This is a genomic window from Roseobacter sp. S87, from assembly GCF_055693285.1.
In genome coordinates, this window is the sequence record NZ_JBVFTR010000004.1 from 398,967 (window position 1) to 424,274 (window position 25,308).

The 25,308-nt window shown below is 60.2% G+C and carries 26 protein-coding genes, 1 other RNA gene and 1 pseudogene; 19 read left to right on the forward strand and 9 right to left on the reverse strand.

The genetic code is table 11. From position 1 onward, the window contains the following. Positions 1–33: 33 nt before the first annotated feature. The 6 genes from ACZ1HA_RS02780 to rpmG all read left to right on the forward strand — a co-directional run bounded on the left by ACZ1HA_RS02780 (position 34) and on the right by rpmG (position 4,446). Positions 34–801: a hypothetical protein gene (locus ACZ1HA_RS02780; RefSeq protein WP_472712783.1), complete on the forward strand. Its 768-nt coding sequence runs from the start codon at positions 34–36 to the stop codon at positions 799–801. Positions 802–808: 7 nt separating this feature from the next. After that, positions 809–1,489, forward strand: a complete 681-nt coding sequence (locus tag ACZ1HA_RS02785) for an N-acetylmuramoyl-L-alanine amidase (RefSeq protein ID WP_472712784.1) — start codon at positions 809–811, stop codon at positions 1,487–1,489. Positions 1,490–1,571: 82 nt separating this feature from the next. Then, positions 1,572–2,001: RNase P RNA component class A (gene rnpB, locus ACZ1HA_RS02790), an RNA gene on the forward strand. Between the two features lie 23 nt (positions 2,002–2,024). After that, positions 2,025–2,732, forward strand: a complete 708-nt coding sequence (locus ACZ1HA_RS02795; RefSeq protein WP_472712785.1) for an SDR family NAD(P)-dependent oxidoreductase — start codon at positions 2,025–2,027, stop codon at positions 2,730–2,732. 178 nt (positions 2,733–2,910) lie between these two features. Continuing rightward, the gene (locus tag ACZ1HA_RS02800) at positions 2,911–4,092 is read left to right on the forward strand and encodes an ammonium transporter (protein WP_472712786.1); all 1,182 of its coding nucleotides are present in this window, start codon (positions 2,911–2,913) and stop codon (positions 4,090–4,092) included. Positions 4,093–4,278: 186 nt separating this feature from the next. Beyond that, the gene (gene rpmG / locus ACZ1HA_RS02805; protein WP_011454349.1) at positions 4,279–4,446 is read left to right on the forward strand and encodes a 50S ribosomal protein L33; all 168 of its coding nucleotides are present in this window, start codon (positions 4,279–4,281) and stop codon (positions 4,444–4,446) included. A 67-nt stretch (positions 4,447–4,513) separates the two neighbouring features. Here rpmG and ACZ1HA_RS02810 read toward each other — a convergent pair whose 3' ends face one another. The 3 genes from ACZ1HA_RS02810 to ACZ1HA_RS02820 form a co-directional block, all read right to left on the reverse strand. Next, a complete protein-coding gene (locus tag ACZ1HA_RS02810) occupies positions 4,514–4,975 on the reverse strand; it encodes a cupin domain-containing protein (RefSeq protein ID WP_472712787.1) in 462 nt (153 codons plus the stop codon). A gap of 75 nt (positions 4,976–5,050) precedes the next feature. After that, complete coding sequence (locus tag ACZ1HA_RS02815; protein WP_472712788.1) at positions 5,051–5,788, reverse strand: Bax inhibitor-1/YccA family protein; 738 nt, start codon at positions 5,786–5,788, stop codon at positions 5,051–5,053. A gap of 164 nt (positions 5,789–5,952) precedes the next feature. Further along, positions 5,953–6,162 carry a DUF1127 domain-containing protein gene (locus ACZ1HA_RS02820; protein WP_472712789.1) on the reverse strand — a complete coding sequence of 70 codons (210 nt, stop codon included), beginning with the start codon at positions 6,160–6,162 and terminating at the stop codon, positions 5,953–5,955. A gap of 123 nt (positions 6,163–6,285) precedes the next feature. Here ACZ1HA_RS02820 and ACZ1HA_RS02825 point away from each other — a divergent pair, with 123 nt between their 5' ends. The 5 genes from ACZ1HA_RS02825 (at position 6,286) to ACZ1HA_RS02845 (ending at position 10,646) form a co-directional block, all read left to right on the forward strand. Continuing rightward, the gene (locus tag ACZ1HA_RS02825; RefSeq protein WP_472712790.1) at positions 6,286–7,167 is read left to right on the forward strand and encodes a LysR family transcriptional regulator; all 882 of its coding nucleotides are present in this window, start codon (positions 6,286–6,288) and stop codon (positions 7,165–7,167) included. 469 nt (positions 7,168–7,636) lie between these two features. Beyond that, positions 7,637–8,008 carry a helix-turn-helix domain-containing protein gene (locus ACZ1HA_RS02830; RefSeq protein WP_375228464.1) on the forward strand — a complete coding sequence of 124 codons (372 nt, stop codon included), beginning with the start codon at positions 7,637–7,639 and terminating at the stop codon, positions 8,006–8,008. A gap of 60 nt (positions 8,009–8,068) precedes the next feature. Further along, positions 8,069–8,884, forward strand: a complete 816-nt coding sequence (hisN, locus tag ACZ1HA_RS02835; protein ID WP_472712791.1) for a histidinol-phosphatase — start codon at positions 8,069–8,071, stop codon at positions 8,882–8,884. Then, positions 8,881–10,221 (forward strand): 8-oxoguanine deaminase, encoded by a 1,341-nt coding sequence (locus tag ACZ1HA_RS02840; RefSeq protein WP_472712792.1) that lies wholly within the window; start codon positions 8,881–8,883, stop codon positions 10,219–10,221. Before hisN ends, ACZ1HA_RS02840 begins: the two co-directional genes overlap by 4 nt. Continuing rightward, the gene (locus ACZ1HA_RS02845; protein WP_472712793.1) at positions 10,221–10,646 is read left to right on the forward strand and encodes a CAP domain-containing protein; all 426 of its coding nucleotides are present in this window, start codon (positions 10,221–10,223) and stop codon (positions 10,644–10,646) included. Before ACZ1HA_RS02840 ends, ACZ1HA_RS02845 begins: the two co-directional genes overlap by 1 nt. A 5-nt stretch (positions 10,647–10,651) precedes the next feature. Here the strand turns inward: ACZ1HA_RS02845 and guaD are convergent, their stop codons facing one another. Next, the gene (gene guaD / locus ACZ1HA_RS02850; RefSeq protein WP_472712794.1) at positions 10,652–11,947 is read right to left on the reverse strand and encodes a guanine deaminase; all 1,296 of its coding nucleotides are present in this window, start codon (positions 11,945–11,947) and stop codon (positions 10,652–10,654) included. Between the two features lie 107 nt (positions 11,948–12,054). Between guaD and mgtE the strand changes: the two are divergent. Beyond that, positions 12,055–13,447 (forward strand): annotated as a pseudogene (gene mgtE, locus ACZ1HA_RS02855) (magnesium transporter). Continuing rightward, entirely contained in the window at positions 13,444–14,007 is a 564-nt protein-coding gene (locus ACZ1HA_RS02860; protein ID WP_472712795.1) for a 5-formyltetrahydrofolate cyclo-ligase, read from the forward strand. Before mgtE ends, ACZ1HA_RS02860 begins: the two are co-directional and overlap by 4 nt. Here ACZ1HA_RS02860 and ACZ1HA_RS02865 read toward each other — a convergent pair whose 3' ends face one another. Beyond that, the gene (locus ACZ1HA_RS02865) at positions 14,008–14,841 is read right to left on the reverse strand and encodes an SDR family NAD(P)-dependent oxidoreductase (RefSeq protein ID WP_472712796.1); all 834 of its coding nucleotides are present in this window, start codon (positions 14,839–14,841) and stop codon (positions 14,008–14,010) included. It abuts the gene before it with no gap. A 188-nt stretch (positions 14,842–15,029) separates the two neighbouring features. Between ACZ1HA_RS02865 and ACZ1HA_RS02870 the strand changes: the two genes are divergently transcribed. The 3 genes from ACZ1HA_RS02870 to ACZ1HA_RS02880 are packed head-to-tail and all read left to right on the forward strand — an operon-like array spanning position 15,030 to position 18,582. Next, positions 15,030–15,842 carry a TIGR00282 family metallophosphoesterase gene (locus tag ACZ1HA_RS02870; RefSeq protein ID WP_472712797.1) on the forward strand — a complete coding sequence of 271 codons (813 nt, stop codon included), beginning with the start codon at positions 15,030–15,032 and terminating at the stop codon, positions 15,840–15,842. After that, positions 15,839–16,750 (forward strand): DMT family transporter, encoded by a 912-nt coding sequence (locus ACZ1HA_RS02875; RefSeq protein ID WP_472712798.1) that lies wholly within the window; start codon positions 15,839–15,841, stop codon positions 16,748–16,750. The genes ACZ1HA_RS02870 and ACZ1HA_RS02875 overlap by 4 nt, the downstream gene beginning before the upstream one ends. A 53-nt stretch (positions 16,751–16,803) precedes the next feature. Beyond that, on the forward strand, positions 16,804–18,582 hold the full coding sequence (locus ACZ1HA_RS02880; protein ID WP_472715273.1) for an SLC13 family permease: 1,779 nt from the start codon (positions 16,804–16,806) through the stop codon (positions 18,580–18,582). Here the strand turns inward: ACZ1HA_RS02880 and ACZ1HA_RS02885 are convergent. The 3 genes from ACZ1HA_RS02885 to ACZ1HA_RS02895 form a co-directional block, all read right to left on the reverse strand. After that, positions 18,565–19,041, reverse strand: a complete 477-nt coding sequence (locus ACZ1HA_RS02885; RefSeq protein ID WP_375228455.1) for a hypothetical protein — start codon at positions 19,039–19,041, stop codon at positions 18,565–18,567. The genes ACZ1HA_RS02880 and ACZ1HA_RS02885 overlap by 18 nt on opposite strands. A gap of 233 nt (positions 19,042–19,274) precedes the next feature. Beyond that, the gene (locus tag ACZ1HA_RS02890; protein ID WP_472712799.1) at positions 19,275–21,047 is read right to left on the reverse strand and encodes an SLC13 family permease; all 1,773 of its coding nucleotides are present in this window, start codon (positions 21,045–21,047) and stop codon (positions 19,275–19,277) included. A 27-nt stretch (positions 21,048–21,074) separates the two neighbouring features. After that, complete coding sequence (locus ACZ1HA_RS02895; protein WP_472712800.1) at positions 21,075–21,461, reverse strand: VOC family protein; 387 nt, start codon at positions 21,459–21,461, stop codon at positions 21,075–21,077. A gap of 108 nt (positions 21,462–21,569) precedes the next feature. Here ACZ1HA_RS02895 and ACZ1HA_RS02900 point away from each other — a divergent pair, with 108 nt between their 5' ends. Next, complete coding sequence (locus ACZ1HA_RS02900) at positions 21,570–22,310, forward strand: YebC/PmpR family DNA-binding transcriptional regulator (protein ID WP_472712801.1); 741 nt, start codon at positions 21,570–21,572, stop codon at positions 22,308–22,310. A gap of 456 nt (positions 22,311–22,766) precedes the next feature. On the opposite strand, the gene ACZ1HA_RS02905 is transcribed toward ACZ1HA_RS02900, so the two are convergent. Continuing rightward, entirely contained in the window at positions 22,767–23,648 is an 882-nt protein-coding gene (locus tag ACZ1HA_RS02905; protein WP_472712802.1) for a LysR family transcriptional regulator ArgP, read from the reverse strand. Positions 23,649–23,735: 87 nt separating this feature from the next. Between ACZ1HA_RS02905 and ACZ1HA_RS02910 the strand changes: the two genes are divergently transcribed. After that, the gene (locus ACZ1HA_RS02910) at positions 23,736–24,338 is read left to right on the forward strand and encodes a LysE/ArgO family amino acid transporter (RefSeq protein WP_375228449.1); all 603 of its coding nucleotides are present in this window, start codon (positions 23,736–23,738) and stop codon (positions 24,336–24,338) included. A 39-nt stretch (positions 24,339–24,377) separates the two neighbouring features. Continuing rightward, the gene (locus tag ACZ1HA_RS02915) at positions 24,378–25,283 is read left to right on the forward strand and encodes a DMT family transporter (RefSeq protein ID WP_472712803.1); all 906 of its coding nucleotides are present in this window, start codon (positions 24,378–24,380) and stop codon (positions 25,281–25,283) included. The last annotated feature ends 25 nt before the right edge of the window (positions 25,284–25,308 follow it).

Here is a 25,308-nt window from a genome sequence, read left to right on the forward strand (position 1 = left end):
CTGAGGCAAATCAAAATCCCGGCAGGCTCATTCATGCGTTTTCGTTTTGTCTTTGCTCCATTCCTGATGGCGGGGGTCGCGGCCTGCGCGCCTCAGATCCCTGACAGTGCCCGGGGCGTCGGTTTCGGCACCTCGTTCGAGGAACAGCAGGCGCGCGATGCGGCCCTGCAGAACAGCCAGTTCCGGGTGCCGGAAACGGTCCGCGCGCCCGTCGGAGGCACCGGCGCCCCGCCGCCCGTAACGGGTGTCAGCCCGGTTCCGGGCTCTGCCGAAGCCACCGCCGCAGAAACCACGCGCGTCCTGAATCAGACACGCACCGGTCCCGCACCGGACAGCGCCGCGCTGAACTCCGGTATTGAACCAGTGCAGGCCAGCCCGTCAAATCCGGCGCCGGTGGTGGTGAACAATCCGGGTATTTCAGACGAGAATGACTTTGAAGCAGTCGCAGGCCGCCAGACGATTGAAAGTGATGCTGCGCGCATCGAACGCAACCGGGCTCAGTATCAGGTTGTGCAGCCTCAGGCGCTGCCGGAACGCAGCGGTGACAGCCAGCCCAATGTCGTGGCCTTTGCACTGCAGACATCGCACCCGGTCGGCGCACGCGTCTATGCGCGCGCAGGCCTGAACGGGGCGGCACGCGCTGAACGGAACTGTGCAAAATACGCGTCACCTGATCTTGCTCAGATTGAATTTCTGGAGCGGGGCGGCCCCGCACGTGACCGTCTGGGGCTGGATCCGGATGGTGATGGGTATGCCTGCGCCTGGGATCCGACGCCCTTCCGCAAGGCATCTCAGGGCTGAAGCGGCCGTGCTGCACCGCCCGTCTCCGAACTTTGGGCCGCGAAAAAACGGCCTTCTTCCGGAGATTGTTGTCATTCACTACACCGCGATGGAAAGCGCCGAAGCGGCGATTGCCCGCCTGAGCGATCCGGCAGCGGAAGTGTCTGCACATTACATCATCGACAGGCAGGGCGCCGTGACCCGTCTCGTGGACGAAGAACACCGTGCCTGGCACGCGGGCGCAGGCGCGTGGCGTGGGCTGGAGGATATCAACTCCCGCTCGATCGGTATTGAGCTGGATAATACCGGTGCACATCCGTTCCCGGAACCGCAGATGGCGGCGCTCGAGAACCTCCTGAGGGACATTGTGCAACGCTGGGAAATTTTACCGACAAACGTGATCGGACATTCCGACATGGCCCCAGGCCGCAAAACAGACCCCGGGCCGCGCTTTGACTGGGCGCGGCTGCAGATGCGTGGCCTCGCTGCCTCGCCTGATTTTCAACCTGTTACAGAGCTTTTTCGTGACGGGTTCGATCCAGCAGAATGTACAGAACTCCTGGCGGAAATCGGGTACACTGCCGACGGGCCCCTGTCTGCCAAGCTGCAGTCTTTCCGCGACCGGTTCCTGCCTGCATCGGGAGGGCCTCCGAACGGTGCGGACCGCTTGGTGATGTTGTCTTACCTCAATGACTTCGGTGCCGCGTGACAGATGCCTTAGTGCAGTCGCCTCTGCATTTCTGAATATGCCCATTGACTGGGCTGTCAATTGCGCGCAAGACGCGCAACGCGTGGAAGGCCGGATGGCCGCGGCACCGGTCAAACGGTGTCGAGGAAAGTCCGGACTCCGAAAAGCAGCGGTGCCGGGTAACGCCCGGGCGGGGAGCGGCGGGGAAACCTTCCGGGAACCCGACGGAAAGCGCCACAGAAAACAGACCGCCAGATGCAGGGTCGGGCAACCGAAACCGGCACCTGGTCAGGGTGAAACGGTGGGGTAAGAGCCCACCGCGTGCCTGGCAACGGGTGCGGCATGGCAAGCCCCACCGGGAGCAATGCCAAATAGGGATCGCGTGTCCGGGTGACCGGACGGGGCCGCTTTTGCCCCCGCAGATCCGGGTTGGCAGCTATAGCTGTCCGGGCAACCGGGCAGTCAGAGGAATGGTCATCGATCCGGGGTTCGCCCCCGGGGAACAGAATCCGGCTTACAGGCCTTCCACGCACCTGAAAATCAGAAGGATCAAGTCATGGAGCTTAAAGGGAAAACAGCAGTTGTCACGGGTGGCAGCGACGGGATCGGCCGACATATCTGTCTGAAGCTGGCGGCGGCCGGTTGCGGTGTCGCGGCGCTCGGGCGGAACACTGAACGGCTTGAAGCTGTAGAGGCTGAGATGACTGCGGCCGGTGCGCCGAAAGCTGCGGGAATTGTTTGTGACATGACGGACCCTGCCGCGATTGCTGCTGTCGCCACCGAGATTCCACAGCGTGTCGGTGCGCCTGATATTCTGGTGAACAACGCGGGCATCTGGCACAAAACCGGGCCGTTGGACACGATTACCGAAGATATGCTTGAGGCGACGATCCGCACGAACCTGACGGGCACAATCCAGCTCACACGGGCATTGTTGCCCGGTTTGCGTACCCGTGGCGAGGCGGCTGTTCTGAATGTCATCTCGAAGTCGGGTGTCGTGGCGCAGGCCGGACAGTCGGTCTACACGGCGACCAAATACGGGATGCGCGGATTTACGGACGTTCTGAAAACAGACGAAGCGGAAACCGGTGTGCGTGTTGCGGGCCTGTATCAGTCCGGGACCAACACCGGCATGTTTGCCAAGGCAGGCGAGGACGTTCCGAACCATATTTTCACCGAACCCGATGACCTCGCGGACGTCGTGGTGTTCATGCTGTCACGGCCTGCGAAGCTGTGGATGCATGAAGTGCGCGTCGAGCTTTGAGGGTGAAGCGGTGATTTCAACGCGCCGCTTTTTTCACCACAAGCCCGCCCAGAGCGCTTAATTTTGAGGCGTTTTCAGAATTGGCGCATAAACGGGCACCATGTGTGGTTTCTGCTGTTTTATTCGGCAGGTCTTTGTTCCACCCACAGCGCAATTCTGACGTGGGGAGGAAAGAATCATGGTTGGTGCGGATACCGCCTGGATCATCGTGGCAACGGCGCTTGTGCTGTTTATGACGCTGCCGGGACTGGCGCTGTTTTATGGCGGGCTTGTGCGGGCGCGCAACGTGCTGAGTGTTTTCATGCAGTGCTTCTCGATTGCCTGTCTGATGAGCATTCTCTGGCTGGCGCTTGGCTACTCAATTGCCTTTGGCGACGGGAACGCCTGGTGGGGCGGTCTGGGCAAGGCCTTTCTGAACGGCGTTGATGCCGAGACGGTATCGGGCACTATCCCGGAAGTACTCTTTTTCGCCTTTCAGATGACTTTCGCTATCATCACACCGGCGCTCATCGTTGGTGCCTATGTTGAACGTATCGGATACGCCTTTGTCATGGCGTTTTCCGGCCTGTGGATGCTGATCTGCTATGCACCGGTCGCGCACTGGATCTGGGGCGGGGGACTGCTGGCCGGCGCTGAATGGTCCCTGTTTGCCGATGGCGTAAACGACTTTGCCGGTGGTATTGTCGTGCACCAGACAGCAGGTATCGCAGCCCTTGTGCTGGCCGCTATGCTCGGGCCGCGGAGCAACAAGAACGTACCGCCCCATAACCCGGGCATGGTGATGATCGGGGCTGCCATGCTGTGGGTCGGCTGGTTTGGCTTTAATGGCGGATCGCAGCTTGCAGCGGACGGGGGCGCCGCCATGGCGCTGACCGTGACCCACATCTCTGCGGCGACGGCGTCGCTGACATGGGCAGGCTGGGAAAAGTTCCGCTACGGCAAGGCGTCGCTGGTTGGCATGGTCACCGGTACAATCGCTGGTCTCGCCTCCATCACACCGGCCTCGGGCTCAGTCAGTCCCGTTGAGGCACTTCTGATCGGGGCCGTCGCGGGCATTATGTGTCAGGAACTCTGCGGGGTCGTGAAAAACGTGCTGAACATCGATGACACGCTGGACGTTTTTGCGGTGCACGGTGTGGGCGGCATGTTCGGCATCATAATGCTGGCGGTATTCGGTCATGCATCCTGGACGGCGCAGCTGGGCGGTCTGGCGGTGGTCGGTGTCTGGACGCTTGTCACGACCGTTGTGATCATCCTGGTGGTGCGGGCTGTCGTGCCGCTGCGGGTGTCGGATGAAGAGGAAACGACCGGTCTGGATCTCAGCGCCCATGGCGAACGCGCCTATGATATGTCGTCTTAAACGGCGCAAATGAAACGAGGTAAAAGCCCGGGGCGCAACATGCTCCGGGCTTTTGCCGGAAGCATACATGAAATGAACGCCAGGCCCGGCTTTTGCGGTTGACTCAGGCCCGCATCCGGGTAAAAGCCGGGCTTCAGGATTTCACGCCGCCCCTCACCGGAGCAGGGCAGCAGCAGGAGACAAACCATGGCCAAGCCAACCACGATCAAGATTCGTCTGAACTCCTCGGCGGGGACAGGCCATTTCTACGTCACAAAGAAAAACGCGCGGACGATGACCGAAAAGATGGTCGTGCGTAAATACGACCCCGTCGCGCGCAAGCACGTCGAATACAAAGAAGGCAAGATCAAGTAAGATCGCCTGATACCGGACGACCGAAAGGCCGCGCTTTATGCGCGGCTTTTTCCGTTACGGCGACGGGTCAGAAAGGCTTTTCCGCAGGATTGCCGCTCAGATCGGTGTAGCGCCTTGTGTCCGTTGTCCTGTCGTAGTGCAGCACGCGTTTTAAGTCGGGGTAAGTAACACGGTCCTGCGGAAGCCGCGTGCCGATCACCAGGTAGCGCACAGGCTCTGGTGACAGGTTGCGCAGGCAATGGGCCGTGTCATCGCCTGCAGGCCAGCAGGCGGCGTCTCCGGGGCGCAGCACGTGCTCTTTGCCATTCTCCCTCAGGGTGACCTCACCTTCGAGGATATAAACCATCTCATCCTCGCTGGCATGCCAGTGATCATATGAGGAGGCGGCACCCGGCGCGAGTTCTTCGACAAAAGCACCAAACTGGGTCAGCCCGCCGGTATCACTCAGCAACTCGGCTTTGTACTGGCCCAGAGCATCGTCCGGGGGACCGATATCTGTCTTTGCCGTTCCTGCAGGAATACGTGTCATGGATTTGCATTCTTCCATTGAAAAAGCCGGGCACTTTCGTACCCGGCTTTTGAATTCAGTTCACTGTGGCGCTGCTTATTCGCGGTTGCCGAACAGTTGCAGCAGCATCATGAACATGTTGATGAAGTTCAGGTACAGGCTCAGAGCGCCCATAATGCCCGACTTCTGCAGCCATTCCTGGTCGCCGTGGTGCGCGTGCGCCAGGTACGTGTTCTTGATGTTCTGAGTGTCATACGCGGTCAGACCGGCGAAGATCAGAACACCCAGCGCGGAAACCGCAAACATGATCGCCGGCGAGCCGAGGAAGATGTTGACGATTGATGCCACCACAAGGCCGATAACGCCCATGATCAGGAAGCTGCCCCAGCCGGAAATGTCTTTCTTGGTAGTGTAGCCCCAGAGCGACAAGCCGGCGAAAGCGATGGAGGTGATCAGGAATATCTGAGCGATCGACATGCCGGTGAAAGCAACAAAGATCCACGAGATGGACAGGCCCATAACGCCTGCGAAGGCGTAGAAAAACAGCTGCGCTGCGGCGGCCGAGAACTTGTTGATCATAGCGCCGAACATGAACACCATGCCCAGCGGCGCGAACATCACGATCCAGCCCAGAATATTGGGTTGCAGCGTGATCGGGTCACGGAACACGGCCATCAGCGCGGGTGCCGTGCCAACGGCCCAAGCAACAGCAAAAGTGATCAGCATGCCTACGGACATTGTCGCGTAGACTTTGTTCATATGGGCGCGCAGTCCCTCATCAATCTGGGCGGCGCGGGATCCGGCCGCTGACCGGATTGTATTCACGTCAGCCATCTAAAGACCTCCAGTTAAAACATCTGGCGCGTCAGACCTTCTGCGCGCTCTCGCGACAAATATCGGTGGCGAAGGTGTCTATTTCAAGGCTTTTCGGTCGGGAATGCGCGGGTTTGCCCCGATTTGGTGAATAAGAGGTTAATGTGCCCCGGAATCCCCACTTTTCAGCGGGTTTTCCAGCTGTCCGGAACGTCCCAGATGGTCAGCGACGCTTCGTGCCGGGCGTCGTCGGGAGAGATTCCGACATCCGCGAGGCCAGCGGCATCGAGTTTCGCCAGCGCGCGGCGCGTACGCCAGAGGCTGAGGCGTGACTTCAGAGAGGTACGGCGGGGGCCATGCGACGCCGGGCGAGTGATTGTATCTGTAAAAAACATCGGACTTTCCTTTCCGTTCTGTGATGTTTTTGCCGATCATGATCAGCGATGTTGATTTATATGATTTGTTGTGGTTCATTTGGAAAGTGAATGTTTGTTGGGATAAACATCAGGGAAATTGATATGAGAAATCTGGATATAACGACCCTGCGCTCTTTTGTGGCTGTTGCTGATGCCGGAGGTGTCACGCGGGCCGCCGGTTTTCTGCATCTCACGCAGTCTGCTGTTTCCATGCAGCTGAAGCGGCTGGAGGAACTGCTGGGGCTTGAGTTGCTGGACCGGTCGGGACGGACCATCGCGCTGACAGCGTCCGGAGAACAGCTGCTGGTTTATGCGCGACGTATGATTGCGCTGAACGATGAGGTGATCAGCCGACTGACGGATCAGGCTTATGAGGGAGAAATCGTTCTGGGTGTTCCGCACGACATTGTGTACCCGGCGATCCCGCAGGTGCTGAAACAGTTCCATGCGGCTTTCCCCAGGGTCAAAGTTCAGCTTGTGTCCTCCTATACCCTCGCGCTGAAACAACAGTTCGGCAGGGGGGAGTGCGACATGATCCTGACGACAGAAACGGACACCGAGCCGGGTGCTGAGACCCTCTGCAGCAAGCCGCTGCGCTGGGTCGGGGCGCCGGGTGGTGCGGCGTGGCGGCAACGACCACTGAAGCTGGCTTTTGGCAGGTTATGCACCTTCCGTCCACGCGTCGTAGAGGCGCTAGATACCGCCGATATTCCCTGGGACGTGATTGTCGAGACCGAAAGCGACAGGACCATCGAGGCGACGGTGAGCGCCGATCTGGCGATCCATACGATGATCGAGGGGACCGAGCCACCCCACTTGGAAAGGATAGAGCATGGAGGTGCATTGGCGGAATTGCCGGTTCAGCTGATAAACCTGCACGGTGCCCAGACGGGCAAAGGGCTGGTGCACGACAGCCTTGCGGATTTGCTGCGCAGGGCGTTTTCCGGCACTGAAGCACCGCGCCTCAGGTCAGTCGCCGGGTGATGCTGCAGCTGCAATGGATTCGCAAAAACCGTTTATCTTCCGTTTATTGACGTAACGTCACGAAAGAGAAGGTGGGAAATCCGGGGGTGCCAGAGCGAAAGCTGGTGTGCAGAAATGCAGATGTGCTGCCATATTTTCGCACACGACGTTAACCTTCATTTCAGTTTGTCTTAAGGCTGCCTACAACCCTTAAGTGTGCCGCCAAAAACGAAAAATCCGAATACTTGCACCCAACTACAAGGGGCCACAGGTGTTTTTGAGACAATTCGGTTCATAACTCCGGGCATTTCAATCTCTGAAATCCCGCAGCCCGGAATCTGCGCGCCTGTCCGGACACGTCATTTTTATTGATCTGTGTGTCAATTTCCATATTATTTCGGCTGTAATCAGTTTGTGGCGTTCGATGTCACGGTTCATGACTTCATCGCCTCGCGCCCGGAGGTAACCGGGCTGAATTAAGGAAATACAAATGGCGCACTTAGTGGATGTCCATGTAGGGAAGAAAATTCGGCAAAGACGCTGGCTCGTCGGCATGACACAGCAGAAACTGGCCGAAGCCGTTGGGATCAAATTCCAGCAGATCCAGAAATACGAGACCGGGGCCAACCGTGTCAGCGCATCCCGGCTCTGGGATATAGCCGACGCTCTGGAAGTGGATGTCGCCTTTTTCTTTGAGGGGCTGAAATCTGACGGCGCCGAAGAAACGCAGGCGGATGCAATCCCGGCTGATATGATGGGCGACAAGGAAGCAATGGACCTCGTGAGGTCTTATTACGCGATCCCTGAAAATCAGCGCCGGCGCCTGTTCGAACTGGCACGTGTGCTGAGCGACGTCGCCTGACCGGAATTTGCGGCGGCCTGGCTCTTGCATGGGCGCTGCACAACTGGCACGTCTTTCAGAATGACTGACAATGCCCGACACAGCTGCGACCTGAGCAGCATTACCAATATTGCTAACGAAATGGCCGATGCTGCACGCGCGGCCATTTTGCCGTTTTTCCGCAATGCTGGCACGCTGACCGACAACAAACTGGACGACGGCTTTGATCCCGTCACAGAAGCTGACCGGGCAGCTGAGCTGGCCATGCGCGACGTCCTCGCCAGACACCGTCCCGACGACGGCATTCTGGGCGAAGAGTTCGGAGCGCTTTCCGGGAAAACCGGACTGACCTGGGTCCTGGACCCGATTGACGGCACCCGAGGTTTTATCAGCGGCACGCCCACATGGGGCGTTCTGATCGCGGTTGCTGACAGTGCCGGTCCGTTCTTCGGCATGATCGACCAGCCGTATATCGGCGAACGTTTCTGCGGCAGTGACGCGGGCGCCTTCTGTGACGGCCCGCTGGGGCGCCGCGATCTGCGCACCAGAAAGGATGTCTCTCTGGCGCAGGCCACTGTGTTCACGACGTTCCCGGAAGTCGGGTCAAAGGAAGAGGGGGCGGGCTTTCATGCAGTCGCCTCGGGTGCGAAGCTGACCCGGTATGGCATGGATTGTTACGCGTATGCTCTGGTCGCTGCCGGGCACGCCGATCTGGTGATTGAGGCTGGGCTGCAGCCTTACGACATTCAGGCACCGATCGCAGTGGTCCAGGCGGCAGGCGGAATAGTGACAGACTGGCAGGGCGGTCCGGCACATATGGGCGGCCGCGCCATCGCAGCGGCCAACCCGCATCTTCACGCAGAAGCGCTGAAAATACTGGCGAAGGTACCTGCGTGAAAGAACTTCTGATCCGGGGCGCCGACCATCTTCTGACGATGGATGATCAGCGTCGTGAGCTTACTGGCGCTGATGTTCTGATCCGCGGTGGAACCGTTGCCGGGGTTGGGTCTGACCTTCAGTCAGATGCGCCAGTTCTGGATGCGACCGGCTGTGTCGTGACCCCCGGCCTCGTGAACACCCATCATCATCTCTACCAGAGCCTGACGCGCGCCGTGCCCGGCGGCCAGGATGCATTGCTCTTTGGCTGGCTGCAGACGCTGTACCCTATCTGGGCCAGGTTCACGCCAGAGCATTTTTTCACGTCGGCCGAGGTCGGTCTTTGTGAGCTGGCACTGTCCGGCTGCACACTCAGCAGCGACCACCTTTACCTTTATCCCAATGGCGCGCGTCTGGAGGATACGATCCACGCCGCAGCAGAGGTGGGCCTGCGGTTTCATCCGACCAGGGGCGCGATGAGCATTGGCGTGTCGCGGGGCGGGTTGCCGCCGGATGATCTGGTCGAACGCGAAGCCGACATTCTTGAGGACTGCATTCGTGTCATCGATGCGTTCCACGATCCTGCCGACGGGTCGATGTGCCGCGTTGGGGTTGCGCCCTGTTCGCCGTTCTCTGTCAGCCGCGATCTCATGCGGGACGCAGCAGTTCTTGCGCGGGACAAAGGCGTCATGATGCACACGCATCTTGCGGAAAATGACGAGGATATCGCATATTCGCTGGAAACCTTCGGATGCCGGCCGGGGCAATATGCCGAAGAGCTGGGCTGGGTCGGACCGGATGTCTGGCATGCTCATTGTGTTAAGCTGGACGCGTCAGAACAGGCGCTTTTTGCCCGGACCAAAACCGGTGTTGCGCATTGCCCGTGTTCAAACTGCCGGCTTGGCAGCGGGATCGCACCTGTCCGGGCCATGCGGGATGCCGGCGTTCCGGTCGGGCTGGGTGTTGATGGCTCGGCAAGTAATGATGCTGGCAACCTGGTTGCTGAGGCCCGGCAGGCGATGCTGCTGCAACGGGTGGCGTCCGGTGCTGATGCGATGAGCGCGCGCGAAGCGCTGGAAATTGCGACGCGGGGCGGCGCTGAGGTCCTGGGACGCTCTGACTGCGGGCGCATAGAACCCGGCGCACGGGCGGACATAGCAATCTGGGATGTGTCTGGCATTGAAGCCGCAGGGAGCTGGGATCCCGCTGCTCTGCTGCTGGCAGGGCCGGTGACGGTGCGGGACCTTTTGGTTGAGGGCAGGGTGATCGTACGCGACGGCCAGGTACAGACCCTCGACATGGCCGGACTGATAGCGCGTCAGAACAGGCTGGCGGCCGATCTGCGGGAGACCCTCTGATGCGCGTTGCTGTTCTCGCGGCAATTTGCGCCGGCTGCGCGGGAAATGCGCTCGCTGACTCCGCAGCACTTGATGCCCTGAATGCCTTCCGCACAGACAATGGCCGCAGCACGCTGCAGTATTCGGTCATGCTGGAACAGGCGGCGCGTGCACATGCACAGGATATGGCAGAGGAGAATTTCTTCTCCCACACCGGCAGCGACGGATCGGCTGTCGCGGATCGCGTTGCGCGCGCAGGCTATGGGTGGTGTGTCGTGGCGGAAAATATCGCCAAAGGTCAGGAGAACCTGACCGAAGTCATGGCGGCCTGGGCCGGCTCAGAGGGTCATCGCCGCAACATGCTGTCCCGGGAAGTCGCCGATTTCGCGCTGGTGCAGGATGAAGGGAATATCTGGGTGATGGTGCTGGCCAGTTCCGGCTGCTGACACACCTAACGGGCGATCCGCTCTCCATTGATCCAGACATCCGCTACGGCGCGGTCGTCCCCCATCATGATGGTTGGAAACACAGCTTCCCAGATGTCTGTGGCGCGCGCGTGTCTCTGTGCAATGGCGGGGGTGGAGGCAAGATTGAGAATGGTCAGATCCGCTGCATTCCCGGGCCTCAGACGCCCGATCTCATCACCCATGTGCAGGCTGTCCGCAGACCCTGCTGTGGCCAGCCAGAGAAGCTGTGCGGCGTGCAGCGCTGTGCCCCGGAGTTGCGCTATTTCATAGGCTGCAGCCATGGTGCGCAGCATTGAAAAGGACGAACCACCTCCTGTGTCAGTCGCCAGTCCCAGCCTGATATCGTGCGCGGCCAGGCCTGCCACATCCATCAGGCCGGAACCAATGAAAGTATTGGACGTCGGGCAATGCACCAGTGCGGCCCCGGTCTCAGCAAGGCGGTCTTTCTCGCGGTCGGTCAGATAGATAGCGTGGCCGAAAACGCCCCTTTTGCCCAGCAACCCATGAGCTTCATAGGTGTCCAGGTAATCCCGCGCGCCCGGAAACAGCTCAGCCACCCAGGCGACCTCGTCCGGTTGCTCCGACAGATGCGTCTGCATCAGGCAATCGGGGTGTTCCGCCCACAAAGCGCCCATCGCCTGCAGTTGTTCCGGCGTTGAAGTGGGCGAGAAACGCGGGGTGATGGCGTACTGCAGCCGGTCGCGGCCGTGCCACCGTTCCAGCAGTGCTTTGCTGTCATCATATGCGGATTGTGGGGTATCTTTCAGACCGTCTGGCGCATTCCGGTCCATGCAGGTCTTGCCCGCCACAACGGCCATGTTGCGGGCCTGTGCTGCGTCAAAGAAGGCATCAACGCTGGCCGGATGGATCGTTGTGTAGGAACAGACAGTTGTGGTGCCATGCGCGGTGATCAGGTCGAGATAGCGCGCGGCTGTTTCGCGGGCAAAACCCGCATCGGCAAAACGCATTTCCTCTGGGAAGGTGTAGCTGTTCAGCCAGTCGATCAGCTGTTTGCCCCAGCTGGCGATCATGGCGGTCTGCGGGTAGTGCGCATGGGCATCCACAAACCCCGGGCAGATCAGTTTGCCGCTGTAATCGACAGGATTTGCGCGGGGATGCGCCGCGCGCAGTTCATCTGGATTGCCGACAGCCGAAATCCGCCCGTTTTCGGTCAGAACCGCCCCGGACGTGTTGATCCGCACCGCGTCCTGCCAGGGGGACGTCATTGGATTTCCGGATGTCTCGAACGTCGCGCCGGTCAGAAGAAACTGTGTGCTCATGCAGCGATACTAGGCAGTTCGCAGCACCGCCACAACGGGGTGCGCGCGACCATTGTATCCCGCCGGTGCCGCCCTTATGGTCCGCACATGCAAGCAAGAGGGTCGTGATGTCGGATCAGACAGATCAGATTGAACCGGAGGCAGAAGACGACGCTTATCTGCTGGGGCCCCGGGCCATTGCTTCGATCCTCTATGCGGTTGATATCGAAGACCGGGACAAGCTCACCGAGCTGATGGAGCCGTTGCATGCGGCGGATATTGCGGACCTTCTGGAACAGATCAATGCGTTTGAGCGCACACGGCTGATCCGCCTCTATGACCGTGAGTTTGACGGTGAAATCCTGTCTGAACTTGATGAGGGCCTCCGCGAGGAGGTCATCGGTGTTCTGACCCCGCAGGTGCTGAACCAGGCCGTGCGCGAGATGGACAGCGACGATGTGGTCGATCTGGTAGAAGACCTTGAGGACGATCAGCAGGAAGCCATTCTTGACGCGCTGGAAGACTCGGACCGGGCCGCCGTTGAGCAGGCACTGAGTTACCCGGAGTATTCCGCCGGGCGGCTGATGCAGCGCGAGGTCGTCATGGCCCCGGAGCACTGGACCGTCGGCGAAGCGATTGATTATCTGCGCGCCACACCCGAAGACGATCTGCCCGCACAGTTTTATCACATGGTAATTGTTGACCCGCGCCTGCATCCGGTCGGCAATGTCACGCTTGGTAAGATCATGCGGTCCAAACGGGAAACCCGTCTGATGGATCTGCGCGAAGAGACGTTTCAGGTCATTCCTGTGATGCAGGACGAGATCCGACGTGGCCTATGCCTTTAACCAGTACCACCTGATCTCCGCCCCGGTTGTTGATGACGAGGATCGTCTGATTGGGGTGATCACAATTGACGACGCCATGGTAGTTCTGGACGAGGAACACGAGGAAGACATCCTGCGCCTTGCAGGCGTCGGCGAAGGCTCATTGTCGGACAGGGTTCTTGAGACAACAAAACAGCGCCTGCCCTGGCTGGCGGTCAATCTGGTGACAGCCATCGCGGCGTCGATGGTCATTGCTCAGTTTGAGGTGGCTCTGGCTCAGATTGTGGCGCTGGCCGTGCTGATGCCGATTGTCGCCTCGATGGGTGGCAATGCCGGTACGCAATCGCTGACCGTCGCGGTGCGCGCGATTGCCACCAAAGACCTCACAGGGGCTAACGTCTGGCGGGTGATCCGGCGCGAGGTTCTGGTGGGTCTTGTGAACGGGACGATTTTTGCCGTGGTGATGGGCATCGTGGGCTTTATCTGGTTCGGCTCGCCTGCGCTGGGATATGTCATCGCGGCTGCGATGGTCATCAACCTTGTGGTGGCCGGGCTTGCAGGCACAGTCATACCCGTGATCCTCGAACGCGTCGGGGTCGATCCGGCGCTGGCGTCAGGTGCCTTTGTGACCACCGTGACGGATGTCGTTGGTTTCTTCGCCTTTCTGGGTCTCGCCGTTCTGGTGCTGCTGTGAGCGGTAATCTGAAGGAGGTAAAAGCCGCGGCCCGCAAGGAAGGGTTCGCCCGCCGCAAAATAGCGCATGCCGCTGACACCGGGGCCGGTGCGGGGCATCTGTCCTCTTTTCTGGCGGGGCACCGGGGTGTTCCGGTGTCCGGCTATATGCCGATCCGGACCGAAATCAGCCCGCTGCCCGCGATGGACGAAGCCGCCGCGCACGGCCCTGTTGGCGTGCCGGTGATCACCGGGGCAGGGGAGCCGCTGCGGTTTGCCCGGTGGGAGCCCGATGCAGCAATGACCGAAGGTGCGTTTGGTGCGTTGATCCCGGCCGATCCGCTGTTTTTTGAGCCGGAGATCGTGATCGTCCCGCTCGTGGCGTTCGATGGCTCAGGCGGGCGCCTGGGCTATGGTGGCGGCTTTTATGACCGGACGCTGGAGATGCTGCGGGCCCGCCGTGCAACACTGGCCATTGGTTTTGCCTACGCCGCACAGCAGGCCGCTGGCCTGCCGCTGGAGCCGACCGACCAGCCGCTGGACCTGATCATCACCGAGGAAGGGATCACGGATTTTCGCTGATCAGCTGCCTTCAAACCGGGTGAACGCGTCTTTCCACTCCGGGTGCCAGCGCGACAGGGCCGGACGGTTTTCCGCGATATCCCCTGCAGCCCAGAGCACCCGCCGGGCATCTTTTGCTTCTGTGACATCGTTGTCCGGACAGAGGATATAAAAATCTCCCTGTGCGACGCGGTCGAACAGATAGTCTACGCATTCGGTGCTGGTCCAGGCGGCGGGTGGTTTTTCCGGCATGAAAGCCGCGATCATCCCGGTATAGGTGAAACCCGGCACGAACAGATGCGCGCTCACCTGGCTCGCTTCCTCGCGCAACTCATGTGCCAGCTGTTCGGTCAGAACTTTGACCGCTGCCTTGCTGACGTTGTAGGCCGGGTTTCCGGGAGGCGTGGTGATGCCCTGCTTGGAGCCGGTGTTGATCACCGCAGCGGCGCGTCCGGCGTCCTTCATGCGCGGCACAAAAGCCTGTACGCCGTTCAGAACGCCATAAAAATTCACGTCGAGAATTTGCCGCCAGACATCCGGTTCAGTCGTTGTGCCTGTCGGCCGCGCTATGCCCGCATTGTTCATCAGCACCGCGACCGGACCAGAGGCAAAAGCGTGGTCTGCAAGCTTGTGCATGGCTGCGGTGTCCGCGACATCGACCACAGCGGTCTGCACACTGGCCCCGCCTGCCTTCAGGCCGGAAGCCGCCTTTTCCAGCGCGTTTGCATCACGGTCTGCAAGCAACAGGTCAAATCCCCGGCCGGAAAGCAGCTCTGCCGCCGCCAGACCCACACCGCTTGCACCACCGGTAATGACCGCAAGGCCGCCGCTTTTCTCAGTCTCTGTCCATGTCATGTCGGGTCCTTATCGTTGTGTGCGCCAGTCCGGATGGTGGGCGCGGGTTCTGAGGCAACCACGTTGGCACAGCACAGCCATACGTTGCAACAGACAGCCCCGCGGCCGCTGCCCAGGCTGTCGGTGCGGGCAAAAAATGTTGTTGTGGCTCTTGCTCTGCACCTCAGGCCGCCATAGGGCTGATCGTTATGAAGATCCTGTTTCTCGGCGATGTTATGGGGCGGGCCGGACGGCGCGCTGTCACAGAGAACCTGTCACGCCTCAGGGCGGACTGGAAACTGGACTTTGTTGTCATCAATGCGGAAAATTCCACGTCCGGTATGGGGCTGTCCGGTGCGCATGCGAAGACTTTGCTGGATGCCGGGGCGGATTGCCTGACGCTCGGTGATCACGCCTTTGATCAGAAGGACATGCTGCAGTTCATAGAGCAGGAACCGCGCATCATCCGCCCGCTGAATTTTTCAAAGGCGGCGCCGGGTAAGGGGGCCGCGCTCTTCACAACCAAAACCGGCCGCAAGGTGCTGGTGGCTCAGGCGCTGGGCCAGGTATTTATGAAGCGCCCCTTCGGTGATCCTTTTTCTGCGCTGGAGCCGGTTCTAAAAACCCACCCGCGCGGGGGCATGGCGCAGGCGGTTATTGTGGATTTCCACTGCGAGGCCACGTCTGAAAAAATGGCGATGGGGCATTTCTGCGACGGGCGGGCCAGCCTCGTGGCAGGGACGCACACGCATGTACCGACGGCGGATGCGATGGTTCTGCCGCGCGGCACGGGGTATATCACGGATGCGGGCATGTGCGGTGACTACCACTCCGTGATCGGAATGGAGAAAACAGAACCTCTGCGGCGGTTCCTGACGGGAATGCCAAAGGAACGTTTCACACCGGCCAATGGCGAAGCCACGCTGTCGGGCGTCTATGTTGAAACGGACGACCGGACCGGGGCAGCGACGCGTATTGCAATGGTGCGCAATGGAGGATTGCTGGAACCTTCGGGGCCATGACGCACCTGACACGCCGTGAAATCCTGTTCCTGACCGGTATGCTGGTGATCATGGGGGCGGGTTGGGGCATGACACTGCCGCTGACCAAAATCGCCGTATCGACCGGATACAAACACTTTGGCCTGATCTTCTGGCAACTTGCGATCGGCGCCGCGCTGATGGCGGTAATCGGCCTGCTGCGCGGTACGAGCCTTCCGCGTGCGCGCCCGCAGATCGGCATCTGCCTGATGGTGCTTGTCGTGGGCACTGTCGTGCCGAATTCGACGTCGTTTCAGGCAGCGGTGCATCTGCCGGCAGGGGTTTTGTCGCTGCTGCTCTCGATGGTACCGATGTGGGCCTTTCCGATTGCTCTGGCACTGGGACTGGACCGGTTTTCCGGGCGTCGTTTCCTTGGCCTGCTGTGTGGTCTGGGTGGCGTGCTTCTGATTGCGCTGCCAGGAGCCGAGGCGCTGAACCTGCCGGTCTTCTGGGTGATAATCGCGCTGGTCAGCAGCCTCTGCTACGGCCTCGAAGGCAATCTGGTGGCACGCACAGGCACGGCAGGGATGGAACCATTTCAAGTGCTCTATGGTGCCTCGCTGATGGGGGCCGTTCTGATGCTGCCGGTGGCGGTGCTGTCCGGACAATGGATTTCTCCGGCAGCGGCTCTGACCACGGAAGGTCAGGCGCATATCCTGGCGTCCGCCATCCATGTTATGGTTTATGTAGGCTACGTGTGGCTCGTGGGCCGCGCTGGGTCCGTGTTTGCCGTCCAGGTCAGCTACCTTGTGACCGGTTTTGGCGTTCTGTGGGCCCGGCTTATCCTGGGGGAGGCCTATGCGCCCGGAATCTGGGCAGCTATGGCGCTGATGTTTGCGGGGATGTACCTGGTGCAGCCGCGCCCCCGACAGGCGCTTGCCGGAACCTGAGCAATCGGCCAGAGTGCTGCAGATGCCACAATGAACAGGACAGGCGCTCCGTGATTTCGCTGTTCGACTTTTCCCAGACAACCAGCGCACTGCTCACACTTCTTGTTGTTGCGGTCATGTTCACGCTGTTTGTGCGGGAGACCTTCCCAACCGAAGTGGTGGCCATTGCCGGTGCTGCGCTGATGCTGGCGCTCGGTGTTCTGCCCTATGACAACGCGCTGGCTGTGCTGAGCAACCCGGCGCCCTGGACAATTGCGGCGATGTTCATCGTGATGGGCGCGCTGGTCCGCACCGGCGCTCTGGATGTACTGACGCGTCTGGCAGAGAAATATGCACGCACGCATCCCCGTTCCGCTGTTGCGGGCGTCATCCTGTCCGTCATGGGCGCGTCTGCGATTATGAACAACACACCCGTAGTGGTCGTCATGATCCCTGTCGTGGTCCAGCTCAGCAAGACCCTGGGGACACGGGCCTCTAAGCTGCTGATCCCACTGTCCTATGCTGCGATCATGGGCGGTTCGCTGACCCTGATCGGGACGTCAACAAACCTGCTGGTCGATGGTGTGGCACGTGGTGAGGGGCTCGCGGCCTTTACGATTTTTGAGATTATGCCCGTGGGCCTTGTCGTTTGCCTGTGGGGGCTCTTTTATCTCAGCGTGATCGCGCCGCGTCTTTTACCGGATCGGGACAGCATGGCCAGTCTGCTGTCTGATCCGTCGCAGAAGAAGTTTTTCACCGAAGCCGTGATACCGCCCGACAGTAACCTGATCGGTGAGGCAGTGCTGGACGTCGCGCTTTTCAAACGGGATGGTGTGCGGCTGGTTGACGTGATCCGGGGCGATGCCTCCCTGCGTCGTGCGCTGCAGGGCGTGACGCTTCAGACGGGTGACCGGGTGGTTCTGCGGACACGGATGACCGAACTGCTGGGCCTTCAGAACAACCGTGAACTGCGGCTGGTGGATCAGGTATCTTCGGTCGAAACCACAACGGTTGAGGTTCTCATCACGCCAGGCTGCCGGATGATCGGCCGGATGCTGGGGGCGCTGCGTCTGCGCCGCCGCTACGGTGTCTATACGCTCGCGGTCCACCGGAGAAACCAGAATATCGGCCGTCAGCTGGATGATCTGGTGGTACGTGTCGGCGATACGCTGCTGCTTGAGGGCGCGCCGGAAGACATAAGCCGCCTCGCTGCGGATATGGATATGGTTGATGTGGCGCAGCCCTCGGAGCGTGCGTATCGCCGAAGTCATGCTCCTATCGCCATCGCCGTGCTTGTGGGAATTGTGGGGCTGGCCGCACTGAATGTGGCTCCGATCCTGCTGCTAGCGGTGCTGGCGGTGGCTCTCGTGCTGGTCAGCGGATGTATTGATGCGGACGAAGCCTTTTCCTTCGTCGACGGGCGGCTCCTGGCGCTGATTTTCTCGATGCTGGCGGTTGGCGCGGCGCTTCAGCATTCGGGGGCCGTGGCGCTGATCGTGGACGCGGTGTCCCCGGTTCTGGCGACCCTGCCACCGGGCGCTGTCCTGCTGGCAGTCTTTGTGATGACCTCCACGCTGACAGAACTGGTATCAAACAATGCGGTGGCGGTGATCATGACGCCGCTCGCCATCGGGCTTGCGATCGCGCTGGGACTTGATCCGCGGCCCCTGGTTGTGACCGTTATGATTGCGGCGTCCTGTGCCTTTGCGACACCGATCGGGTATCAGACGAACACGCTGGTTTATGGTCCCGGTGGATACCGGTTCACCGATTTCATCCGTGTGGGGCTGCCCCTTAATCTGTCAACGGCTGTCCTGGTGTCACTGACAATTCCGCTAATCTGGCCGCTCTGACGGTGCCGTGATGATGGGGGGCGCACCACAGACTGTGGTCATGCCGTCCTCATCGACATAAGACCAGCGCGATACAACAAGGTGGTAAGTGCCTGTTTCCCAGCCCCATTCGTCCCTTTGTACGCGGCGGCGCCATGCGCCTTCGGCGCGGATTGGCCAGCGAATGCGGTCTGTGTCCGTTTCCTGGATACCTTCGGCTTTCGCCGCGGAGCGGGCGCGCGACAGCATGGTTTTGAGACGACGTTCAATCGGAGCAGCATCCCGGGCACGGCGCCCGGCAAAGAATACGTCGACATCGTACTTCGAATTCACAAACCCGCGAATGATCAGATCACCGCGGTCATTCCGGCGCATCTGGGGCACAAGTTCCACCACCAGACTGCTGATGGCATTCTGGAACAGGCCAGCATCCTCGGACGCTGGGGTGACTTCATGCGCTGGCCTTCGGTTTTGGTGCATTTCCGACCCGGGTTCTGAACACTCAGCGCCCGACCCCGCGCAGGCGCGCGTTGGCAGAGCTCCGAGAGTTACCAGTAGCATTGACCCGTTAATGAATTCTTTTTTGAGCCGTCAAAACGATTGCATCACACCCGTGCATCACGCCGACCCCGGCTGTCCGCTTTGACCGCGGTGGCTGACCAGTGCTGAACCCTGCCTCCGGTCGGGCGGGTGTGCTTGTGGCCCCTGTGTTGTCAGAGCGGCCAGAACACCAGAATTGCCGGTACTGAAACCGCCACCACGAGGATTTCCAGCGGGAGCCCCATGCGCCAGTAGTCGCCAAACCGGTAGCCGCCAGGTCCGAGGATAAGCGTGTTGTTTTTGTGCCCGATGGGGGTGAGGAACGCGCTGGAGGCCGCAACGGCCACGGCCATCAGGAACGGGTCAGGCGAGACATCAAGCGACAGCGCCATCTGGATGCCGACGGGTGCCGCGACGATGGTCGTTGCGGTGTTGTTTAGCACATCTGACAATGTCATTGTCACGATCATCAGCACCGTCAGCACGGCCCAGGGCGGCAGCCCTTCTGTCCAGCCCACGAGTGCCCCCGCAATGAGCTCAGTTCCACCGGATGTTTCCAGTGCAGCACCCAGCGGGATCATCGATCCCAGCAGAACCACTACGGGCCAGTTGATGTGATCGTACAGTTCAGCCAGTGGAACGATCCGGGCGAGGACATAGGCCACCACCACCAGGCCAAGCGCAATCGGCAGGTATATCAGCCCGGTGCTCGCAGCAAGCACAGCACCTGCAAAGAGACCGATGGCGAGCCAGACCTTGCGGTTTTCCGTGACCGCAAGTCCCCGGTCAGCCAGGGGCAGCACCCCAAGCCATTCTGCCACGTCGCTACCGGTGTCACGCGGCACAAGCAGCAGGAGGATGTCGCCCGTCCGGATCTGTGTACGACGCAGGTTCTGGGTCAGCCTTTTGCCCTGACGCGATATGCCCAGCAGCACGGTGCGCTGGCGCCAGGCCAGACCGATGGCCTGAACCGTTTTGCCGCGGATCCGCGCGTCCTCCGGCACGGCCACTTCCAGGATTTCAACGCCGTCACCATCTGCGCGCAGCAGTTCCTCGCGCCGGGCGTCGGCCACTGCCAGGTCCAGACTGGTCCGGAATTCATCCAGCGCACTGGCGGTTGCCTCGATCACCAGCGCGTCGCCAGCCCGGATGATTGTATTCCGGGCCTGCCCGTATCGGCGCTTGCCATCACGGATCAGGCCAATCACCGCCACATCGGCCTTGTCTGCGGCGTCTGAAAGCTCCGCGACCCTCTTACCGATCTGTTTATTGCCTTCGGGTACAGTCAGCTCAGAGATATATTGAGATATATCAGCTGGTTCCGCTGAACTGTTGCTGCCCTGCGGGATCAGGCGCCAGCCAATCAGGGACACGAAAATAAGCCCGGCCACAGCCGCCGCTCCGCCGACCGGAGCAAAGTCAAACATCGCAAACGGTTCGCCCAGCGAGTCGCCGCGGATTGATGCGATGATGATGTTGGGCGGGGTCCCGATGAGCGTCGCCATGCCGCCCAGGATTGTCGCAAAAGACAGCGGCATGAGGCTGAGGCCCGGGGCCCGGTTTGCTTTGCGGGCCGTCTGGATATCGACCGGCATCAGGAGTGCCAGGGCCGCAACATTGTTCATAAAGGCCGACAGGACCCCGCCGACAGCTCCCATCAGCGCGATATGCGCACCAAGGCTGCGCGAGGCATCGACGAGCGTGCGCGTGATCAGGAACACTGCGCCCGATCGCACGAGGCCGGCTGAGACCACCAGCACAAGCGCCACGACGATAGTGGCCGGATGCCCGAAACCGGCGAAAGCCTCGCTGGTCGGAACCACCCCGAGAACCACAGCCGTCATAAGGGCTGCGAAGGCGACGATATCATACCGGAAACGGCCCCACAGAAGCAGTCCGAAGACCGCGCCGAAAAGGGCGAACAGGATGATCTGATCCGTTGTCATGACAGGTGTTCCGGAAGGTTTGGGATGTCAGTCTTTCGCAGGAATTTCTGTGCCATACATCAGCAGACAGTTGTCCGGATCCCTGACGTGGAATTCCCGCTGGTTATAGGGCTGATCAAATGGCGCGCGGACACGGTCCGCACCGAGGCTGTCGAGCCGGGGTCGCAGCGCGTCATAGACGTCGTTGACGTCGTCACAGTCCAGATAAACCATCTGCGCGCCGATCTCGCAGTCAGGGGCCACTTCGAGCAACCTCAGCGCGCCGCCGGGGCAACGTACAAAGGCGTAGTTTTCCTGCTGAAACCCGCAGGTGAAGCCGAGAATGTCACAGTAAAAATTCAGGGCACCATCCAGATCATGGGTCATAACGAAGGGCGTTATCTGATGAATGCCGGCCATATGACAGATTAGCACGAAAACCCCGGGCCGGGAAACGGAATTGGCCCGTGCCGCGTGGTATTGCTCCTCCGGCGGCTCCTGGACTATATGGAGCGGGACCGGAAAACAGCGATGGAATGATCAATGGCAGGCCACTCAAAATGGGCAAACATCCAGCACCGCAAGGGCCGTCAGGACAAGGTGCGTGCGAAGCTTTTCTCCAAGCTTTCCAAAGAGATTACCGTTGCCGCCAAGATGGGCGACCCCGACCCTGACAAAAACCCGCGTCTTCGGCTGGCCGTCAAGGAAGCGAAGTCACAGTCCATGCCCAAGGACAACATCGAGCGCGCGATCAACAAGGCGACCGGTGGTGACGGAGAGGATTACGAAGAAATCCGCTATGAGGGCTACGGCCCGAACGGCGTTGCCGTGATTGTTGAAGCAATGACCGACAACCGTAACCGCACCGCATCCACCGTCCGGTCTACTTTTACCAAGAACGGCGGGAACCTCGGAGAAACCGGCTCGGTTGGCTTTATGTTCGACCGCAAGGGTGAGGTGTCCTATCCGGCAGATGCCGGTGACGCGGACACTGTCATGATGGCGGCTATCGAGGCCGGTGCCGAGGATGTCGAAAGCTCGGACGAAGGGCACGTAATCTGGTGTGCTGACACGGACCTGAACGACGTTGCCACAGCACTTGAGGCGGATCTCGGCGAAAGCGAAAGCACCAAACTGGTCTGGAAGCCGACGACAACGACCGAGATGGATCTCGACGGCATGCAGAAGCTTATGCGGCTGATCGAAGCGTTGGAGGATGATGACGACGTACAGCGCGTGACCACGAACTTTGAGGCCACGGACGAGGTCATGGAGCAGCTCTGACCGCTCGGGTGCTTTGGATATCACATCAAAAAAGCCGCCTGGAAATCCGGGCGGCTTTTTTTGAAGGCGAATGGCAGTAGCCTCAGCGGGTGTGTTCACATCCGGCGCTGAAAGAGAAGAAGGCCCGGGCTGTCTGAAAAAACCTGCGGGCGGTTCTTCGCAGGCCGGGCCCGCACGGTTCAGACGCTTCATCAGGTGCTTCAGGTCCGTCAGCTTTTTGCGCGCACCGCGCCCGCCAGCCTGGCTCTGGACCGAGAGAATTTTCTTTTGTGTATGCAGAGCAGACTCGATCAGTTCGATGTCCTTGGCAGTAAGGTCGATATTACGCAGGTTTTCCAACATGGCCGAGCATCCTTTTTACACTTCCCATCATATGGGGATTAAAAAGGTATACGCCAATCAGGCATGTTCAGATTTCTGTGAATAAAATTTTAGCAATAACAGTCATGTGATGATTTATTGCAGTCTGGCTGCCGCTGCGTCACGAATTGCGCTGTTCAGCGGCTGCAGTGCGGGCTTCATCAGGCGGCTGACCTGCCAGAAAAGGGGCACGTCGAGCGGGGCATCAGGTGCCAGCGCTACCAAGTCGCCGCTGGCCAGATGCGAGCAGACCAGGTCCTCAGGGTTCATGCCCCATCCTATTCCGGCCAGTGCCGCGTCGATAAAGGCTTGTGTCGACGCCATTCGGTGGGTCGGCGGCGAGAGCCGCTCGCCGGTCATCTGAGTGATCCAGCGATGCTGCAGACGGTCCTTTGCTGAAAAGGCCAGCACCGGTGCCGCGCTCAGCGTACCGGTGGTCAGTCCGTCAGGAAACCAGCGTCTCACAAAATCAGGGCTGGCCGTCGCAATATAGCGCAAGGCGCCAAGCGCGGTGGAATCGCAGCCCGGGACAGGGCCGGGATGACCGGACACGGCTGCACTCACGTCTCCACGGCGGAGCCAGTCTGCGGCGTGATCCTGATCATCGATGACCAGATCCCACAGTACGCCGTCGACCCTCGAAAGAGCCGGAACCAGCCACGTTGCAAGGCTGTCCGCATTGACTGCAAGCCGGACAACGGGTTGCTCCGTCCCGGCTTTCCCGGGGCTCAGCTGTGAGATGACCCGGGCCTGCAGCAGCGCCACGTCTTCGGCGTGACGCACAAGCCGTGCCCCGGCCCCGGTCGCCGTACAGGGCTGTCCGCGGATGATCAGCGCGGTGCCGGCCTGTTCCTCAAGCGCTTTGATGCGCTGGGATACAGCCGAAGGCGTCACGCCGAGAGTTGCAGCGGCCAGATCAAAACTGCCGTGTCTGACAATGGCGGCGAGCGCAGAAAGATGAGCAGGATCGAATTGCATTAGCGTTTCTAATTTGAGTTAAGTCAGTTTAATTTGATTTACCCTCGTGCCGCAACCTATTCAGAGGCAACTGATCTGGGACCTGCCATGCTTTCAAATTTTCTGCCCGGCTATTTTCTGAGCCTTTCGCTGATTGTTGCCATTGGTGCGCAGAACGCCTTCGTCCTGCGCCAGGGCCTGCGGCGGTCCCACGTATTCTGGGTTTGTCTGACCTGTGGCGTTTCCGATGCGCTGCTGATCACTGCGGGCGTGGCGGGTTTCGGGACCCTCGCCACCAGAGTGCCGTGGTTCGAGCCGCTGATGCGCTTTGGCGGTGCTGCATTTCTCATCTGGTATGGCTGGAGGAACGCCGTTTCTGCATGGCGCGGCGGGCAGACACTCGACACTGGCCCGGGTCAGACTGTGCAGCCGCTGGGCCGCACGTTGTTCACGCTCCTCGCGCTGACCTGGCTCAATCCGCATGTCTATCTTGATACTGTCGTATTGCTGGGATCGATTTCTGCACAATACGACGACCGTTTGCTGTTCGGGGCCGGAGCAGTTGTGGGCAGCATCTCGTTCTTTTTCGCGCTGGGGTATGGGGCGCGGATGCTGGCGCCTCTTTTTGCCCGTCCGCGCAGCTGGCAGGTTCTTGACGGGCTGATCGCGGCCACCATGTGGGCTATTGCTGCGGGGTTGCTTCTTTCATGACCCCTTGCGGTTGTGCGTCAAACCTTGTCTGTCTGGCGCATGGTCACGCAAACACCCCAGCGTCCGGTCACCGGCATCTTCTGGATGCTCGTGACAGGGCTTTGTTTTATCGCAGTTACGGCACTTGTGAAGTATATCGGCCCAAGGCTGCCCCCGGTCGAGATGGCTTTTCTGCGGTATCTGCTCGGCCTGGTGTTTCTGTTGCCGGCGATCGGCGCCCTGCGTGACGCAAGGCTCTCGCCGCGTCAGTGGCGTCTTTTCACGCTGCGCGGCGTGATGCACGGGTTGGGGGTCATGCTGTGGTTTTATGCCATGGTACGCATTCCGATCGCGGATGTGACGGCGATGAATTACCTCGCCCCTGTCTATGTTACGATCGGTGCTGCCCTGTTCCTGGGCGAACGGCTGGCATTCCGGCGCATCGCGGCCGTGGCTGCGGCACTGATCGGAGCCCTGATTATTCTGCGGCCCGGATTTCGGGAAGTCAGCACAGGTCACCTTGCGATGCTGGGCGCAGCACTTGCATTCGGCGGATCCTATCTGTCGGCCAAGGTGATGGCGGATGAGGTCAAACCGTCCGTGGTTGTGGCAATGCTGTCGATATTTGTGACTATCGTGCTGGCTCCCTTTGCGCTGATGGAATGGGTGACGCCAACGTTCATGGATCTTGTACTGCTCTTTGCTGTGGCGTGTTTTGCCGTTGGCGGGCACTACACAATGACCCTCGCGTTTGCCGCAGCACCACTGACTGTAACGCAGCCGGTAACCTTCACCCAGCTGGTCTGGGCCGTGCTGTTGGGAGCGCTGGTATTCGACGAATCCGTCGATGTCTGGGTGGTCACCGGCGGTATCGTCATTCTCGCATCCGTTGTCTTTATTACGTGGCGGGAGGCCGCTGTAAAACGTCAGGGAACGACACCTGTGGTGAATGCCACCAAGGTTTGATTTTTATTGATTGACGAGTCAATCA